The following is a 15,350-nucleotide window of genomic DNA, read 5'->3' as shown; positions in this document are numbered from 1 at the left end:
CGGGACGCAAGTCCTATGGCGACGGAGGGTCCGTAGTAGTCACCGGAGCTACACCCGGCCAGGGAGGACGGGAAAGCCGCCCACAGGGCGAAGGGACCCAGGTGTCAGAAGATCGTCCATGTTGGCAAGGTATGCGAAATGCAGAGTGCCGAAGCCTTACTGGGAATCATCCGCGAACGCAGCCGAAGGGGTTTGCCGCTGGAACGTCTCTACCGGTGCCTGTTCAACCCGGAGTTGTACTTACTGGCCTACGGCAGGATCTACCGCAATGCCGGTGCAATGACACCTGGCAGCACGATGGAAACAGCGGATGGGATGCGCCTGCAGAAGATTCAGGCGATCATCGCGGCTCTCCGCGGGGAGCGTTTCCGCTGGACTCCGACGCGACGCGTCTACATCGAGAAGAAGGGAACAGCGAAGAAGCGCCCACTCGGAGTGACGTCGTGGACGGACAAGCTGCTGCAAGAAGTGATCCGGCTCCTCCTGGAGGCGTATTACGAGCCGCAGTTTTCCGACCACTCGCACGGGTTCCGTCCCGGACGAGGTTGCCACACTGCCCTGCAGAGCATCAGCCCTGGCTGGCGAGGTACGACATGGTTCGTTGAGGGCGACATCACCGACTGCTTCGGATCTCTCGACCATTCGATCATAAAATCGATCCTGGCCGAAAAGATCCACGACGGCCGGTTCCTGCGCCTGATGGATGGGCTGTTCCGGGCCGAATATCTGGAGGAGTGGCGCTACCACTCGACGCTGAGCGGTTGTCCGCAAGGCGGTGTGATTTCGCCCGTACTCTCGAATATCTACCTGGACCGGCTGGACAAGCACATTGAGCCGAACCTCCTACCCGCCTACAACCGTGGAAAACAACGCCAGTTCAACCGTGCGTACATGCGGTTGCGTTACGCCTACCGGCGCCAGGAGAAGGCCGGGAACCGAGACATGGCACGGACGCTGTGGCAACAGATGCAGCAACTGCCCTCTCGCGATCCGGACGACCCAGGATTCCGGCGGCTTCGCTATTGCCGTTACGCGGACGACTGGCTGCTTGGATTCACCGGCCCAAAGCGGGAAGCCGAGGAGATCAAGGCCAGCATCGGCGAGTTCCTGCGCATCGAGCTGAAACTGGAACTCTCCCCGAGCAAGACCCTGATCACGCACGGGCGGACGCGCGCCGCCCGCTTCCTCGGCTACGAGATCACGGTTTATCAGAGCAACACCAAGCACTCCCAGCGTGGTTGGCGCAGCATCAATGCGCAGATCGGGCTGAAAGTGCCCCAAGGTGTCGCCCAGTCAAAGGCCAGGCCCTACCTCCGCCACGGCAAACCAATCCACCGGACCGAGCGCATGACCGACAGCGATTTCTCGATCGTCGCTCAATACCAGGCGGAATACCGGGGCGTTGTGAACTACTACCAACTGGCTGTCAACCGGCACTCGTTCGAGTGGCTGAAGTACGTCATGCAGTGCTCGCTGACCAAGACACTGGCGCACAAATACCGCATCAGCGTCCCCGAGGTCTACCGGCGCTACCGTGCCGTCCTGGCTACTGACCACGGTCCCCGTCAGGGACTGCAAGTGGTCATCGAACGTGGTGACGACCGAAAGCCTATGGTAGCCGAGTGGGGAGGGATCTCCCTGGCCCGTAGAACCGTGGTCAAGACCCTCGACGACCAACCTCCGAAGGTCTGGAACAACCAACGGTCCGAACTCGTGCAGCGACTCCTCGCCGAGACCTGCGAACTCTGCGGGTCCGGACAGAACACCGAGGTGCACCATGTTCGGCACCTGAAAGACCTTCAACGGAAAGGACGGGCTCCCAAGCCCGAATGGGCCGAGCGCATGGCCAGCCGCCGTCGCAAGACCCTGGTCGTCTGCCGTCGCTGCCACCACGCCATCCACAACGGACAGCCGACCGGGCAGCACACGCGAAACACGACACTGGAGAGCCGGGTGCGGTCATAAGCCCCACGCCCGGTTCGGGAAGGGGCCGTCGGAAAAGGACCCGTGCCCCGGGCACCTCGTCGGCGGCCTACTTCACCCTTCCCGACCGACGGTGCAACGTCGGCCTGCTCGATGACCAGAAGTCGATCACTCGGGAAGGTACGTCCTCCGCGTCCAACCCGAGGCCGATCCACAGACCATGAGCATTGCTCCCGGAGCGCGCTAGGCCGTTTCTGATGGCTCTTGGATGACGTCTCGGAGCCAGATGACGATCGCCGTGACAGCCAGAGTGCCGTTGAGGTCCACACTACGGGGGACGCCTCGCTGCCGCCGTATCCCCAAACCATGGAGACTGCTCTGATGATCCCGCGGGGATGCGAAGGGAGTAGCCAGAAGCAGCCCCGCGGCCGTTGCAGCCTTAGCCTCACGCTTTCATGAAGCGGGCTGTCCGGCAGGCGGTCAGGAAAGCAGAACGTGCCCCTGGCCAGCAAGAATGAGGATTGTCTGGGTCCTTGTTCCTGCCACCGCCGGAGGCACTTCCCAGGTGAAGCACCCTATCGGGTCCTACCCCCGTGTCCGCGTCCAGGACGACGGCCGCCCGGCCATGGTCAGCGGCGTAGGCAGCGAAGACCTCCCTCGGTGTTCCGCCCGTGTGGAGAAAACGCTGGTCGAGGATGGTGGCGAGATCTTCCGACGCGGCGGCAAGCAAGCCGCCGGTCATTCGGACGTCCAGCCGCTGCGAGGCCTGCCCGCGCTGGGCAAGGGCAGAGGCGTAGCCAAGGATGGCCGCCAGCGAGGAGTGGTCCTCGCCGTCATGGACGTAGTAGGCCACGGCGTACTGGGTGAAGTCGATGCGAACTCTTGCGGCCTCGGTGGCCAGGCTGTCCAGCAGCAGCGCCCCGGCGATGCTGTCGATCCGCTCGGTCGTCGGAGCTGAGTCGCGCAGGAGCGCCAACCGGAGTCGAAGGCGACCTTCAACTACCTGCGGGCCTACACCTGGAAGCAGGTATGTGGATGGCTGCGCCGAAAACATCGACGCGCCAACTGGAGGGAGCTCCGCCGCAAGAACACCTGCGACGGATGGTGGCCCGCCACAAGCGAGGTGACCTTGTTCAACCCGGCCGGGGTAAAGATCATTTACCACTCCTACCGGGGGCGAAGATTCCCGCGCCATGGCCGAGCGCCGCATAAGGAAGCCGGTAAATCCACTGGGACTTGCGTGGAGACGCGCACGGCCGGTGCGGGAGGCGGTCCGGGGAAACCCACCAGCAGAAACGCTGGCAGAGCACCCCCGGCCGACCTCACCTCATCCCCACCCAGCGCCGCCGCCACCGGCGCCGGCCAGCCGGGCCGCCAGGACGCGGTCCCGCCGCCCGTCCACGGGCCGATCGGTCAGGACGGGTCGCCGTACACCACGCCGCGGCCGTAGCTGCCCAGGTAGATCCGGCCGTACATGTCGGGGTCGCCCGTGATGACGCTTCCGCCGAACTGGTGCTGGTCGTCGTTGATCCGGACCCAGGTCGAGCCGCCGTCGGTGGAACGGAACAGCCCGGTCACGCCCTTGACCGTCCCACTGAGGTAGAGGGCCTGGTAACGGGCGCCCGGGGCCGCCTTGCCGAAACCGACGCCGCTCGCCTGCTCCACGCCGGCGACCTTGGTGAAGCTCGCCCCGCCGTTGGTGGAGTGCTTGAGTCCGTTGCCCCTGCCCGCGATCCACAGGTCACCGGCGACGCCCGGGACCGCCTTGAGCTGCCCGTCACCCAGGCCGGTGGCGCGGGCGGTGAAGTGCCTCCCGCCGTCGGTGCTGGCGTACAGGGTGCCGCCGCTGAGGGCGTAGAAGGTGCTCGCCGCGGAGCGGTCGGCCACCACGGCCGCATCCCTGGGCAGGCCGGAGACCGCCGCCCAGGACGCGCCGCGGTTGGTCGAGAGGAACGGAACCTGGCCCTCCGGGGTCCACACCACGGTTGCGCCGTCCGCCGAGACGGCCGTGGAACCGGAGGTCGCGTCGCCCGTCGGCGCCGCCGCGAACGGCGTCCAGTTCGCTCCGCCGTCGGTCGAGTAGGCGCCGTGCTGCTCGCCGCCGGAACCGACCCGCATGGAGAACTCCGGCTTGGCCTGGGCGAAGTCGATGCCCGTGGTGGTGGTGAACTTCGGCCCGGTCAGCGCCTTGGCGGGGACCTTGGTCAGGTCGTCGTGCCGGAATCCGCTGACGTCGCCGAGTGCGCTGATCAGCGGGAGGCCGGGCGGTTTGATCAGTCCGTTGGTCGCGGTCTCCTCCAGGCCCATGGCCGGGATCGTCCAGTGGGTCGGCCGCCCGCGGTCCGCCGCGGTCACGTCGGTGCTGCCCCACATGCCCGATCCGGTGCCGTACAGCACGTGCCCGGAGTTGAAGGGGTCGATGGCCAGCGCGCCCATCCAGTGCCCGATGCGTGTACCTACGTAGGGCGCTGTGGAGTCGTTGCGCACGGCGGTCGCGTTGAGCGCCTTCCAGGTGGTGCCGCCGTCGGTCGACCGGTAGAGCTCGTCGGAGGGCCACCAGCGGTCCAAGGTGGTGACCATCACCGTGTCCGGGTGCCGGGCGTCGACCGCCAGGCCGGCGAAGCCGTAATTGCCGCTGGACGGCGAGATGTTCTTCCACGCCCCGGTGGCCGGCGTGTACTTCCACACCGATCCGGCCGTCACCGGCTGCGGGCCCGGCCCGTTGCTGTACGTCAGGTACAGCGAGCCGTCGCCGGACAGCACGCCGTGGTGCGGCAGCTGCCCGGTCGGCTGGCCGGGGACGGCCTGCCAGGTGCTGCCGCCGTCGGTGGAGCGGTACAGGGAGGTGGTCTTGTCCGCCACGCCCACGTAGATCGTCTTGCTGCCGACGGGCCGAAGGTCACGAAGGACAGGCCGACGCCGCTGCTCGCACCGTCCTTGACGGGGAAGCTGCCGACCTGGCTCCAGGTCTTGCCGTAGTCGGTGCTGCGCCACAGGCCGTTCTTGCGGGTGCCCAGGTAGAGCGTGCTGTGGTCGGACGGGTCCACCACCAACCGTTCACCCATCGACCGGCCGTCCTCGTTGCCGCCCAGCTTGAACGGCAGGTTGGTGCGCTGGAAGGTCTTGCCCTGGTCGGTGGAGCGGAGGATCGCGCCGTTGCCCGCCCAGTCGTTGGTGTAGGTGCCGCTGGCCAGGTACAGGCGGTTGGGGTCGACCGGGTCGGTCGCCAGGCTTTCGATCCCCAGCAGGTTCCAGTCGTCACCACCGATCCAGTCGGTCAGCGAGATCCAATGGCCGGCGGCCGCGTCCCAGCGGTACGCGCCGCCGACGTCGGTCCGGGCGTACAACAGGTCCTTGCGGGTCGGGTTGAAGACCAGCCCCGTCACGAACCCACCGCCGACGATCTGCGCGTTGTGCCAGGTGTACCCGCCCCTGCGGCCGGACACCTTCACCAGCCGCCACTGCTGGTTGGTGCTGCCCCGGTCGGCGTACTGGACGAGTGGCACGCCCGCACCGCTGCCGCCGCCCCACACGTCCAGCACCATCCCGCTCCTGCGGGAGACGAACTTCACCGTTCCACCGCCCACGTCCTGCATCCGCCACTGCTGCGCGGCAGAACCGCGGTCGGTCTGCTGCTCGACGGCGGCAGCCGAGTATGAAGAGGCGCCCCGCACGCCGAGGACCTTGTGGGTGCTGCGGTTCTCCAACTCGTAGTAGCCGTCCGCCGCCGGTCTCAGCCGCCACTGCTGGCTCGCGGCACCGGCCACGCGGCTCTCCTGCCGTATCCGGACGCCGTCCGCGGTGTCCGCCCCGGGCACGTCCAGCACCTTGTCACTGCGAACGGACACCAGCGTGTAGTAGCCGTCGGGCTCCACCGGCGCGGCGTTCGACTCGGTCTGCACGAACAGCAGGTAGGGGCCGACCACAGCGGGCACGCCCACCGCCAGGCCCAGCGCGGTCCAGCGCCGCCGGTGGCGCCCACGCGGGCGACGCACGCCACTGGCCGCGTGGGCGCGCCGACTACGGCCGCTCGCCGTGGGATCCGTCTCGTTCATGGGGGGCTACTCCTTGCTTCAGCCCTGCCGTGCGCCTGTTCAGGTCGGCGGTGCATGGCGGCAGGCGGTATGGGGATCGGACGACACGTGGGTGTGATCGCTTCTTGGTCGCCCGTCAGTTGCCGCCGTTCCGGAAAAGGTTGCCGCTCGCTCAGAAATTCGGCAGATGTGCGGCGGTCTCGGATGACCTCCGCGCGGAAAGCGGGAGCCAGGCGGCCGCCAGCTTGGCAGCCGGGCCGTACAGTGCTGCCCGGACAGCACGTCTTCGCCGGCCAGTACAGCCACGCCACGGGCGGGTGAGACGGCGAGGACGACACCTACCCCGCCGACGCCAGGACCGCCGCAGGCGCCCTCGCGGTCCAGGGCGGCTTCGCCCCGACGGGATGAGGGCCACGCCGATCTCCGGCTCTACAAGCTTCTCTCGCGGCGATCACGCGTCAGCCCCCGCATTGTCAGACGCACCATCTCCAAAAGCCACCACCAGCATCGAATCCTCGCGGCCGCAGGCCCTTGACGAGGTGCCCCAGCCGCAAACCTCACGACCTTGGGGCCGGCCGGGCACGAGAGCGCAGGCGCGCACCGCGTCCCCGTGGCGCTCGCCTGCGCCGCGTCGCTGGTCAGGACTCCCCGGGGCTGACCTTGAGCACCGGCATCGCCGGGATCGGTGTGCCTTCGGGGAGGCGCACGGTCAGTTCCTGCGGGCCGCGCTCGAAATCCAGCGGATCGGGGTGGCCGACCAGATGCACGGCGCCGATCCGCTGGTTGTAAAGCGTCAGGTCCTGGCCCAGAGAACGCAAGGTTGGGCTGGACCAGGCGATATCGAGGGCACTGATGCCGTGGCGACGTCCGCGGGCGGTGCACGATCCGGGGAAGATCCTGCTGGACCTGGACCTGGACCTGGACCTGGACCTGGACCTGGACCTGGACCTGGACCTGGACCTGAACCTGAACCTGGACCTGGACCTGGACCTGGACCTGGACCTGGACCTCGCGGTCGCCGTGGGCGGGGACTGCCTCGCGGATGTCGGGATGCTGCGGGCCGAGCCGGCCGTGTTCGGACCAGTGGCCTCCGACCCGACGGTCTCCCGCCCGGTCGACACCCTCGCCGCCTCCGGGTCGAAGGCCTTGTCCGCGATACGGGCCGCGCGGGCCGAAGCCCGCGAGCGTGTCTGGAACGTGGCCAAGACCGCGGCTCTGGATGCCGCGGGGCAGGTGATCGTGGACCTGGACGGGGTGCTCGTGCTGGCCCACTCCGAGAAGCAGGACGCCACTGCGACCTGGAAGGAGACCTTCGGACACCATCCCCTGATGGGGTTCGTCGACCACGGACGTGGCGGCAGCGGTGAGCCGGTGGCCGGCCTGCTCAGGCCGGGCAACGCAGGCAGCAATACCGCCGCTGACCACATCACCACGGCTCAACTGTCCCTGGCCCAGCTGTCGAAGAAGTACCGGCGCGGGCGCCAGACGCTGATCCGTACCGACTCCGGCGGCGGCACCCACGAGTTCGTCGCCTGAGAACTACTTCAGAAGCAAACAGTCAAGGGTCTCGGCAGCCCTTATTCCCGTACCGGACAGACAGTGAGCCGCGAACGTGGGAGTGAGCAAGACATCCCATGCGTAGGCCCCGCTCCCTGCCCGAGCACCCCTTGACCGTCCCGTTCGGTCAGGGCATGCTCATCCAATGTCTCGGCTGTCCCGACGGGTGGGACGCCGGACCGCGCACCGAGAGTCGCCTGGGAAGCTCTCGCAGAATCCATCCCATGTATCGGTTTCATCGTCGCCGCCATCTACCGGCTGGTGTCCGCCGGCAAGCAGTACAGCGCCACAGACAGAACCAAACATAATTCGACATGACGGGCAGAACCGCACGCAGTGTCCACGATGGGCCTCGTCGGCGGGATGGCTGTCCCACGCAGAACGGGAGTTTCCAGAGCGAGTCGCCCTCTGGTCCGGAGCGCAGGTGCGGGTCCGGGCTGGAGCGGCGCGCCGCCGAGGATGCGGGCGGTGCGGTCAGTTCGGCAGCTACCTGCTGCGGTACGCCGGCCGGCGGCACAGGCACGTTCGGCATCCCGCCGGTGTGGCCCGCGCGCGTGCCGTCACTGCCCGTGTCGGCACGGCAGGATCCCAGCGCCCCTGACGGCAACCGCCGGGCTGCGCAATGGCTTTGAGCGGGCGTGACGGCGCCCAGACGGCCCCCACGTCCGGGGACTGCCGGCTGCCGCGGTGGCCGTGCATCGGCTGCGCCGTCTGCGCTCTGCGCGGCCGGACCGGCTCAGGCACTGGCACTCGGACAGCAGTATCTCCTGGCGCTGAGGTCTGGCCGCGGTGATGCCGGCGCGGTCAGGGTCCCGCTTCCTGACCGCTGCCACCACACGGCGGGTGAGCCGCGCCTTCAGCGGAGCCCGCACCGAGCAATGCGAACCCTGTTCCTGAAGGAGAGTGTATGAAGCTCCACCTGCGCCACTTCCGGCGCTTCACCCCGGTCGGCATGGTCGCCGCGATACTGCTGAGCCTGCTGGGAGTGCAGGCGGCGACCGGGACTGCGGCGCACGCCACCACCAGCCAGTTCCACGGCGTGAACTGGGCCGATCCCAACGACAACTTCGTCACCGGCAACATCACGCCGGTCGGCCTGTCGAACACCGACAACTATGCCACGACCTACGCGAAGTCCACATCCATCCTCAAGGGTTTCCAGGCCCTTGGCGCCAACACCGTGCGCATGGCGTTCAACCAGGCGACCGTGACCGGTAGTTGGTGGAACAGCTATACCGCCGCCTTCGACGCGGCCACCGCCTTGGGCATGAAGGTCGTGCTCACCCCCTGGCTGCAGAACGGCGTCATCGGCGACACCAACGCGTTCTACGCGATGTGGAACACCGTGATCAGCAAGTACCAGGGCAACAGCCAGGTGTACTTCGGCATCATGAACGAGCCGTGGGGCTACAGCACCACCGACGAGGACAACATCGCGGCGGCCTGGGTGGCGCACTTCTCCCAGGTACCCCGTGGGCGGATCCTGGTGCCCGGCGCCTGGGAGGGGAACCTGTGCACCGTCGGCGCCGACTCCCGACTGGCCGGCACCCTGCTCTCGCTCCACGACTACACCCTCGGCGGAGAGACCCACCCCACCGAGGCCGATTGGATCACCAGCTTCGAGAACAACGTCTGCGGATACGACAGCCGCGCGGTGCTCACCGAGTTCGGTGTCCCGATGAACACCAATGTGAACTACGACGGGCCTCGCGACGGCGTCAACGACGTGTCCTTCCTCTACGCGCTCACCGACACCGTGCGCAAACAGGGCATGGGCTCGATCCTGTGGACCGGCGTGAAGTTCGCCGACCAGACCCAGGGCCCCGGCCCGTGCGAAAACGCCTCCTGCGCGATCACCTCCCTGCAGGGCAGCGCGCCGAACTACACGCTGAGCCTCAACAACCAGTCCGGTCTCGACCGGCTTCAATACGGCTGGGGCACCGGCAGCACGGGCGGCGGAGGCGGCCCTGTCACCGGCCCCCTCCACGCGGTCGGCGCGGGCAAGTGCCTGGACGTGCCCGGCGCATCGCAGACCAACGGGACAGTGGCGCAGATCTGGGACTGCAACGGCGGCAGTAACCAGACCTGGACGCACACCGTGAGCAACCAGCTCACTGTCTACGGCGCCGGGAAATGTCTGGACGCCTCCAACAACCAGACGACCCCCGGTACACCGGTGGAGATCTGGGACTGCAACGGCGGCGCCAACCAGCAGTGGATCCTCAACGCCGACGGCACGATCACCGGTGCGCAGTCAGGGTTGTGTCTCGATGTGACCGGCGGGGCCACCGCCGACGGCGCCAAGCTCGAGTTGTGGACGTGTTCGGGACAAAGCAACCAGCAGTGGAAGCTCGGCTGACGCCACCGCACCTCAGCAGCCGTCAGGGGCCGCACCCGCAGCGGCCCGCCGCACCAGGAACTCCGGTGTGGCGGGCCGCTCGGCGGTCTCAGCTGTCCGGCAGGGGAGTGAGGATGAACGTGAAGTTTGCCGCGGCGAGTTCGAGCCGGTAGTGGGGCAGGACGCCGGGTCCCACGGCGGCGGTGCCGAGGCCCTGGACGGCATGGTCGGTGTGGAGGTGGATGAGCGGGCCCGGGACGAGGTCGCTGTGGTGCCGTGCGGCGTCGAGCTGTCGGTCGGTCCAGCGGCGCGCGGCGAAATAGAACGGTTCTTCACCGGCGACGCGCAGTCCGTTTCCGGCTCCGTCGGTGAAGGTGGCCCAGCGGGTGTCCGCACGGTTGCCGTTCTCCTGGGGGCGCACGTAGGGGGTCTGAAGGTCGTCCACGGTCGCGCGGAAACGTCCGACGCGAACTGCCTGGCGCGAGTCGGGGTAGGCCTCGCCCGGGCCCGTACCGAACCACTCCACCCGGGACCGGTCGGCGGGCATCCCCCAGTCGAGTCCGATACGGGCCAGTGAGCGGGACTTGTCCCTGCGGACCAGCTCCTCGTACTCATCCTGCGAAAGTGCCGGGTCCACCATGGTGTCGCCGAAGTCGTCGCCCCGCTCCGGCCAGTGGCCGACGGGTTCGCCGTGCACCCGCAGCCGCAGGCTGTCACCGTCGCTGTCCCAGCGGTAGGTGGTGAGATAGCCGGAGCTGCCCGCGGCGGCGGCACTGCGGACGACGACGGCCAGGCCGTGCGCGTCAGGGGTGACGGAGACGGTGCGGTGCCGCAGTCGGTCCAACCCACGGTCCCTCCAGTAGGCCGCGTCGCGCTGGGACCAGGCGCGGTCGTTGTCGGTGGGGGCGCGCCACAGGTTCAGCCGCGGTCCACGCAGAGGGACTTCGCCGATGCCGAGCAGGGCTCCGGTGGTCTTGTCGAAGCGGCCGGGGCCGAGCAGGATGTGCTCGCCCTCGCCGCGGATCCGGGCCGGCGGGCCGGTCATCGGTCGTCGGCGGCCCGCCGCGGCGAGCCGGAGCTGTCCCCAGGCGACCACGTGGCCTTCGGGGGCCCAGTCGGCGGGCTTGTCCAGCTCCGCCTGGACGGTGAGCCAGAGCTCGCCGCCGCCGGCCTCCCCGCCCTTCTCGTCCGGCGGATCCAGCCGGGGCGGCGGCAGCCGGCCGTGCTCCCCGGCCGCCAGCCCCGGTGTGGGCAGTACCCCGCGGGCCAGTTCGACCCCTTCGCGGGCCAGCGACCAGGTGAACCGCAGATGGGACAGGTCCAGCACCTCGTAGCGGTTCTCCACCACGAAGGCGTCCGCCTGCGGGCCAGGGACGATACGGACGGGCGCGATCACCTTGGCGTACTCCAGCAGGCCGGGGGAGGGAGTGCGGTCGGGGAGGACCAGGCCGTCGCAGATGAAATTGCCGTCGTGCAGGTCCTCGCCGAAGTCGCCGCCGTAGCCGAAGAACTCGCGCCCCTGGGCGTCGCGAGTACGCAGTCCCTGGTCCATCCACTCCCAGACCCAGCCGCCCTGGACCCGCGGGTACTCGGCGCACAGTTCCATGTACTCGGCGAGCCCGCCGGGCCCGTTTCCCATGGCGTGGGCGAACTCGGTGAGCAGGAAGGGCTTGCGGTTGCGCGGGTCGTCGGCCGGGTCACCGGAGCCGGCGCGGGCCGGGTAGGAGACCTCTCCCGGCAGGAGCTGTCCCCGGCCGATCCGAGCGACGGCGGCAGGCGGCCGGTACATCTCGGCGTGGACGTCGGTGTACTCGCCGAGCCGGTCGCCTTCGTAGTGGAGCGGGCGGGACGGGTCGCGCCGCCGGACCCACTCGGACATGGCCCGCAGGTTGCGGCCGTCCCCGGCCTCGTTGCCGAGCGACCACAGGATGACGCTCGGGTGGTTCTTGTCCCGTTCCACGGTCCGCTCGATGCGGTCGAGGCAGGCGTCGTGCCAACGGGGGTCGTCGGAGGGGTTGCGCTGCCAGCGCTCCGGGTCGGCGTGCTCGAAGCCGTGGGTCTCCAGGTCGCACTCGGCCATGACCCACAGGCCGAGTTCGTCGCACAGGTCGAGAAACGCGGGGTGCGGCGGATAGTGGGCGGTGCGCACGGCGTTGATGTTGTGCTGCTTCATCAACTCCACGTCACGGCGCATGACGTCGAGCGAGAGCGCACGGCCATGATCGGGGTCGAATTCGTGCCGGTTCACACCGCGCAGCACCACCCGGCGGCCGTTGACCCGGAGCACTCCGGCCGCGTCGATCGCCACGCTGCGGAACCCGACCCGGATCCGGACCCGCTCGCTGCCGGTGGCCAGGTACGCATCGTAGAGCTGCGGATCCTCTGCGCTCCAGGGCCGTACCGCCGGGAAGGCGAACTCGGTTTCGGCCGGCCGGCCGTGGACCCCGAGGGCAGGGATGTCGATGCGCACCGGCGCGTCCCCGTCGGCCTCCACCCGCAGCCGGCCCGCGCCGGTGGCCGCGTCGTAGTCGGCGTGCACGAAGACGTCCCGGATGCCGCCCGCGGGGCGGGCCAGCAGGGACACGTCGCGGAAGATGCCCGACAGGCGCCAGGTGTCCTGGTCCTCGAGGTAGGTGCCCGCGGAGAACTGGTGCACCCGGACCGCGAGGACGTTGCGGCCCGGCCGCAGCACCGCCGTCACATCGAACTCGGCCGGCAGGCGGCTGCCGTATGTCACGCCCAGCTCCGAGCCGTTGAGCCAGACCCTGGCGCAGGAGTCCACGCCGTCGAAACGCAGCACGGCCGGTGTGCCCGCCCAGCCGGCGGGCAGGTCGAAGATCCGGCGGTAGTCCCCGGTCTCGTTCTCGTCCGGGACGAAGGGCGGGTCGACCGGAATCGGGTAGGCGATGTTCACGTAGATCGGCCGGCCGTAGCCGTGCAGTTGCCAGTGCGAGGGTACGCGGAGGGTGTCCCAGGAGCCGTCGTCGAAGTCCGGGGCTTCACATCCGTCCGGCTCCGGGCGCAGGGCGGGTGAGAACCGGAACGCCCAGTCCCCGTTGAGGTCGATTCTGGGCGCGTCGGAGCCCAGGGCGGCGCGGGGCACGGCCCTGCCACGGCCGGGTGCGTAGTCCTCGAAATAGCGTGCGGACATGCGGAATCCTCAAGGAGGTCGTGGGCAACGGGCGCGACCGTACTATCGAAATAGTTTTCCGGGAAGCGCCGCCATGCATTCACCGGGCCGCTCCCGGGGAGAGGCTGTGCTGCGCAACGGCGCAGAGATTGCCCCCGCGCGCTAGCCTCGGGCCTTCACGAACGTCGCTGTCCGAGGCTTGACCAAAAGAACGAGGAGTGCCGCTGAACTGGGACAATGGGGCTTATCTAGGGTCCTGATCATCCTCAAGAGAGTTGCACTCCTCAGGTGAACAAGCGTAGTGGGTTGTATCCGTGTGTCCGCGTCCGGGGCGGCGGTGAGGGGGCGGTCTCGCAGGCCGGCGGGGTGCTGCTGGTGGAGACGGCTCGCCGGACCGGCCTGGACACCGCGTTGTCGGCGGCACTGGACCCGTGGCGCAAGCCGCGGGCGGTGCACGACCCCGGCACGGTCCTGCTCGACCTTGCGCTGGCCGTCGCGCTCGGCGGCGACTGCCTGTCGGATGGCCATGCTGCGGGCCGAGCCGGCGGTGTTCGGGCCGGTCGCGTCCGACCCGACCGTCTCCCGGCTGGTCGACACCCTTGCCGCGGCCGGCCCCCGCGCGCTCGCGGCCATCCGCCGAGCACGATCCGAAGTCCGCGAACGAGTCTGGCAGTTGGCCGGACAAACGGCGCCGGACTCGGGCGGCGAGGTGATCGTGGACATCGACGGGGTGCTGGTCCTGGCCCACTCGGAGAAGCAGGACGCCACCGCGACGTGGAAGAAGACGTTCGGTCACCACCCGCTGCTCGCGTTCGTCGCTCACGGGCACGAGGGCTCCGGGGAGCCCGTTGCGGGCCTGCTGCGGCCCGGGAACGCGGGCAGCAACACCGCGAGCGACCACATCACCGTCGCCCGGAAGGCACTGGCCCAGCTCCCGGTCAAGCACCGGCGCGGACGGCGGGACGCTGGTCCGCACCGACTCAGCGGGCGGAACCCACGAGTTCCTCAACCGGTGGACACAGCGCGGACGATGGCTGTCCTACTCCGTCGGGATGGTCATCACCGGCTCCATCCACCAGGCCGTCCTCCTCGTCCCCGACACTGCCTGGACGCCCGCGGTCGAACCCGACGGCAACGTGCGTGACGGCGGCTGGGTCGCCGAACTCGCCGGCGACGTACTAAAGGGCCGGCCCAACGGCATGCGACTGATCGTCCGCAAGGAACGGCCCCACCCCGGCGCCCAATTGCGGATCACCGACGCAGACGGCATGCGGATCACCTGCTTCGCCACCAACACCCTCGGCGTCCCGATCGCGGTCCTGGAACTGCGGCACCGCCAACGAGCCCGCGCCGAGGACCGCATCCGTGCCGCCCGCGACACCGGTCTGCGCAACCTGCCCCTGCACGACACCACCCAGAACCGCGTCTGGCTGGCGATCGTCCAGATCGCTCTCGACCTGCTGGCCTGGATGCCGATGCTCGCCCTGACCGGGCAGGCTCGCAAATGGGAACCCAAGCGTCTGCGGTTGCGACTGTTCTCAGCCGCCGCCCAGCTCGTCACCACGGGACGCCGCCGCTGGCTCCGCCTGGCCCGCCACTGGCCCTGGACTCCGGTCATCACCAGGCGTTCGACCGACTCCAGACCCTCCCTGCACCTGGTTGACCAGCGGAAACACCCGCCCGGACGAGTCATCCCGCGACCGGAGCAGTGGAACCCGGCGACCACCCGACGCGACAGTCGGGCCGCAGTCGCGCCCGACACCACCCCGAACAGCCGAAACGGCCCGCCAGGCGAACCGACGGACCGTCACGAAACATCGAGGTGAGGCAGTGTCCTGGCGATCACGAGCGAAGCCAGATGACGAGTGCGGCTGCGGTGACGGTACCGAGGTAGACGTAGCCGCGCTTGTCGAACCTGGTCGCGACTGCGCGGAAGGTCTTCAGTTTGTTGATCGCCCGCTCGACGGTGTTGCGCTTCTTGTAGCGATCCTTATCGAAGGCGGGCGGTCGGCCCCCGGCTTTGCCGCGTCGGACACGGTTGGCTGCCTGGTCGGCCTTCTCCGGGATGACGTGCCGGATCCCGCGTCTGCGTAGGTAGTGCCGGGTCCGGCGGTTGCTGTAGCCCTTGTCCGCGCTGACGCTGTCCGGCTTAGGGGGTGTCCTGGCGATCTTCGACGTCAGTACGCTCTCCGGAAGACCAGGACCTGATACCCCAGGTCGGCGAACAACGGGGAAGGCCAGTAATGCGGGTCGAGTACGACGCATCGGCGAATATGGCGTACATCATCGACCTGATCGCCTGGACTCAAACCCTTCTGCTGGACAGCGAGTTGGCCACCGCGGAACCGAAGAAACTCCGCCACCGGCT

Annotated in this window: 5 protein-coding genes and 4 pseudogenes; 4 read left to right on the top strand and 5 right to left on the bottom strand. The window is 68.7% G+C overall.

All coding sequences use genetic code 11. The features are described from left to right. Positions 1 to 138 precede the first annotated feature (138 nt). The gene (locus IE277_RS39040; protein WP_189958501.1) at positions 139 to 1,965 is read left to right on the top strand and encodes a reverse transcriptase/maturase family protein; all 1,827 of its coding nucleotides are present in this window, start codon (positions 139 to 141) and stop codon (positions 1,963 to 1,965) included. A gap of 403 nt (positions 1,966 to 2,368) precedes the next feature. Here IE277_RS39040 and IE277_RS39035 read toward each other — a convergent pair whose 3' ends face one another. The 3 genes and pseudogenes from IE277_RS39035 to IE277_RS39025 all read right to left on the bottom strand — a co-directional run bounded on the left by IE277_RS39035 (position 2,369) and on the right by IE277_RS39025 (position 6,775). Beyond that, positions 2,369 to 2,899 carry a hypothetical protein gene (locus IE277_RS39035; protein WP_229882289.1) on the bottom strand — a complete coding sequence of 177 codons (531 nt, stop codon included), beginning with the start codon at positions 2,897 to 2,899 and terminating at the stop codon, positions 2,369 to 2,371. Between the two features lie 437 nt (positions 2,900 to 3,336). Beyond that, positions 3,337 to 5,918: pseudogene (locus IE277_RS39030) on the bottom strand (RICIN domain-containing protein). Positions 5,919 to 6,595: 677 nt separating this feature from the next. Further along, entirely contained in the window at positions 6,596 to 6,775 is a 180-nt protein-coding gene (locus IE277_RS39025) for a hypothetical protein (protein WP_189958500.1), read from the bottom strand. On the opposite strand from IE277_RS39025, the pseudogene IE277_RS39020 reads away from it, so the two are divergent. Beyond that, positions 6,771 to 7,490 (top strand): annotated as a pseudogene (locus IE277_RS39020) (transposase); the annotation flags it as partial. The gene IE277_RS39025 and the pseudogene IE277_RS39020 sit on opposite strands and share 5 nt — an antisense overlap. A gap of 931 nt (positions 7,491 to 8,421) precedes the next feature. After that, positions 8,422 to 9,873 (top strand): ricin-type beta-trefoil lectin domain protein, encoded by a 1,452-nt coding sequence (locus tag IE277_RS39015; protein ID WP_189958499.1) that lies wholly within the window; start codon positions 8,422 to 8,424, stop codon positions 9,871 to 9,873. 88 nt (positions 9,874 to 9,961) lie between these two features. Here IE277_RS39015 and IE277_RS39010 read toward each other — a convergent pair whose 3' ends face one another. Further along, positions 9,962 to 13,003: a glycoside hydrolase family 2 TIM barrel-domain containing protein gene (locus IE277_RS39010; RefSeq protein ID WP_189958498.1), complete on the bottom strand. Its 3,042-nt coding sequence runs from the start codon at positions 13,001 to 13,003 to the stop codon at positions 9,962 to 9,964. A gap of 267 nt (positions 13,004 to 13,270) precedes the next feature. Between IE277_RS39010 and IE277_RS39005 the strand changes: the two are divergent. Next, positions 13,271 to 14,645: pseudogene (locus IE277_RS39005) on the top strand (IS1380 family transposase). 179 nt (positions 14,646 to 14,824) lie between these two features. Here the strand turns inward: IE277_RS39005 and IE277_RS39000 are convergent. Next, positions 14,825 to 15,145 (bottom strand): annotated as a pseudogene (locus IE277_RS39000) (transposase); the annotation flags it as partial. Positions 15,146 to 15,350 lie beyond the last annotated feature (205 nt).

This window comes from Streptomyces alanosinicus, from assembly GCF_014650595.1.
GTDB classification, from domain to species: domain Bacteria; phylum Actinomycetota; class Actinomycetes; order Streptomycetales; family Streptomycetaceae; genus Streptomyces; species Streptomyces alanosinicus.
Note: the sequence above shows the minus strand (reverse complement) of the source record. Positions and strands in the feature narration are given on the sequence as shown.

Coding starts and splice junctions, on each gene's coding strand:
- IE277_RS39040 (WP_189958501.1), top strand. CDS start 139: ATGCAGAGTGCCGAAGCCTTACTGGGAATCATCCGCGAACGCAGCCGA.
- IE277_RS39015 (WP_189958499.1), top strand. CDS start 8,422: ATGAAGCTCCACCTGCGCCACTTCCGGCGCTTCACCCCGGTCGGCATG.
- IE277_RS39010 (WP_189958498.1), bottom strand. CDS start 13,003: ATGTCCGCACGCTATTTCGAGGACTACGCACCCGGCCGTGGCAGGGCC.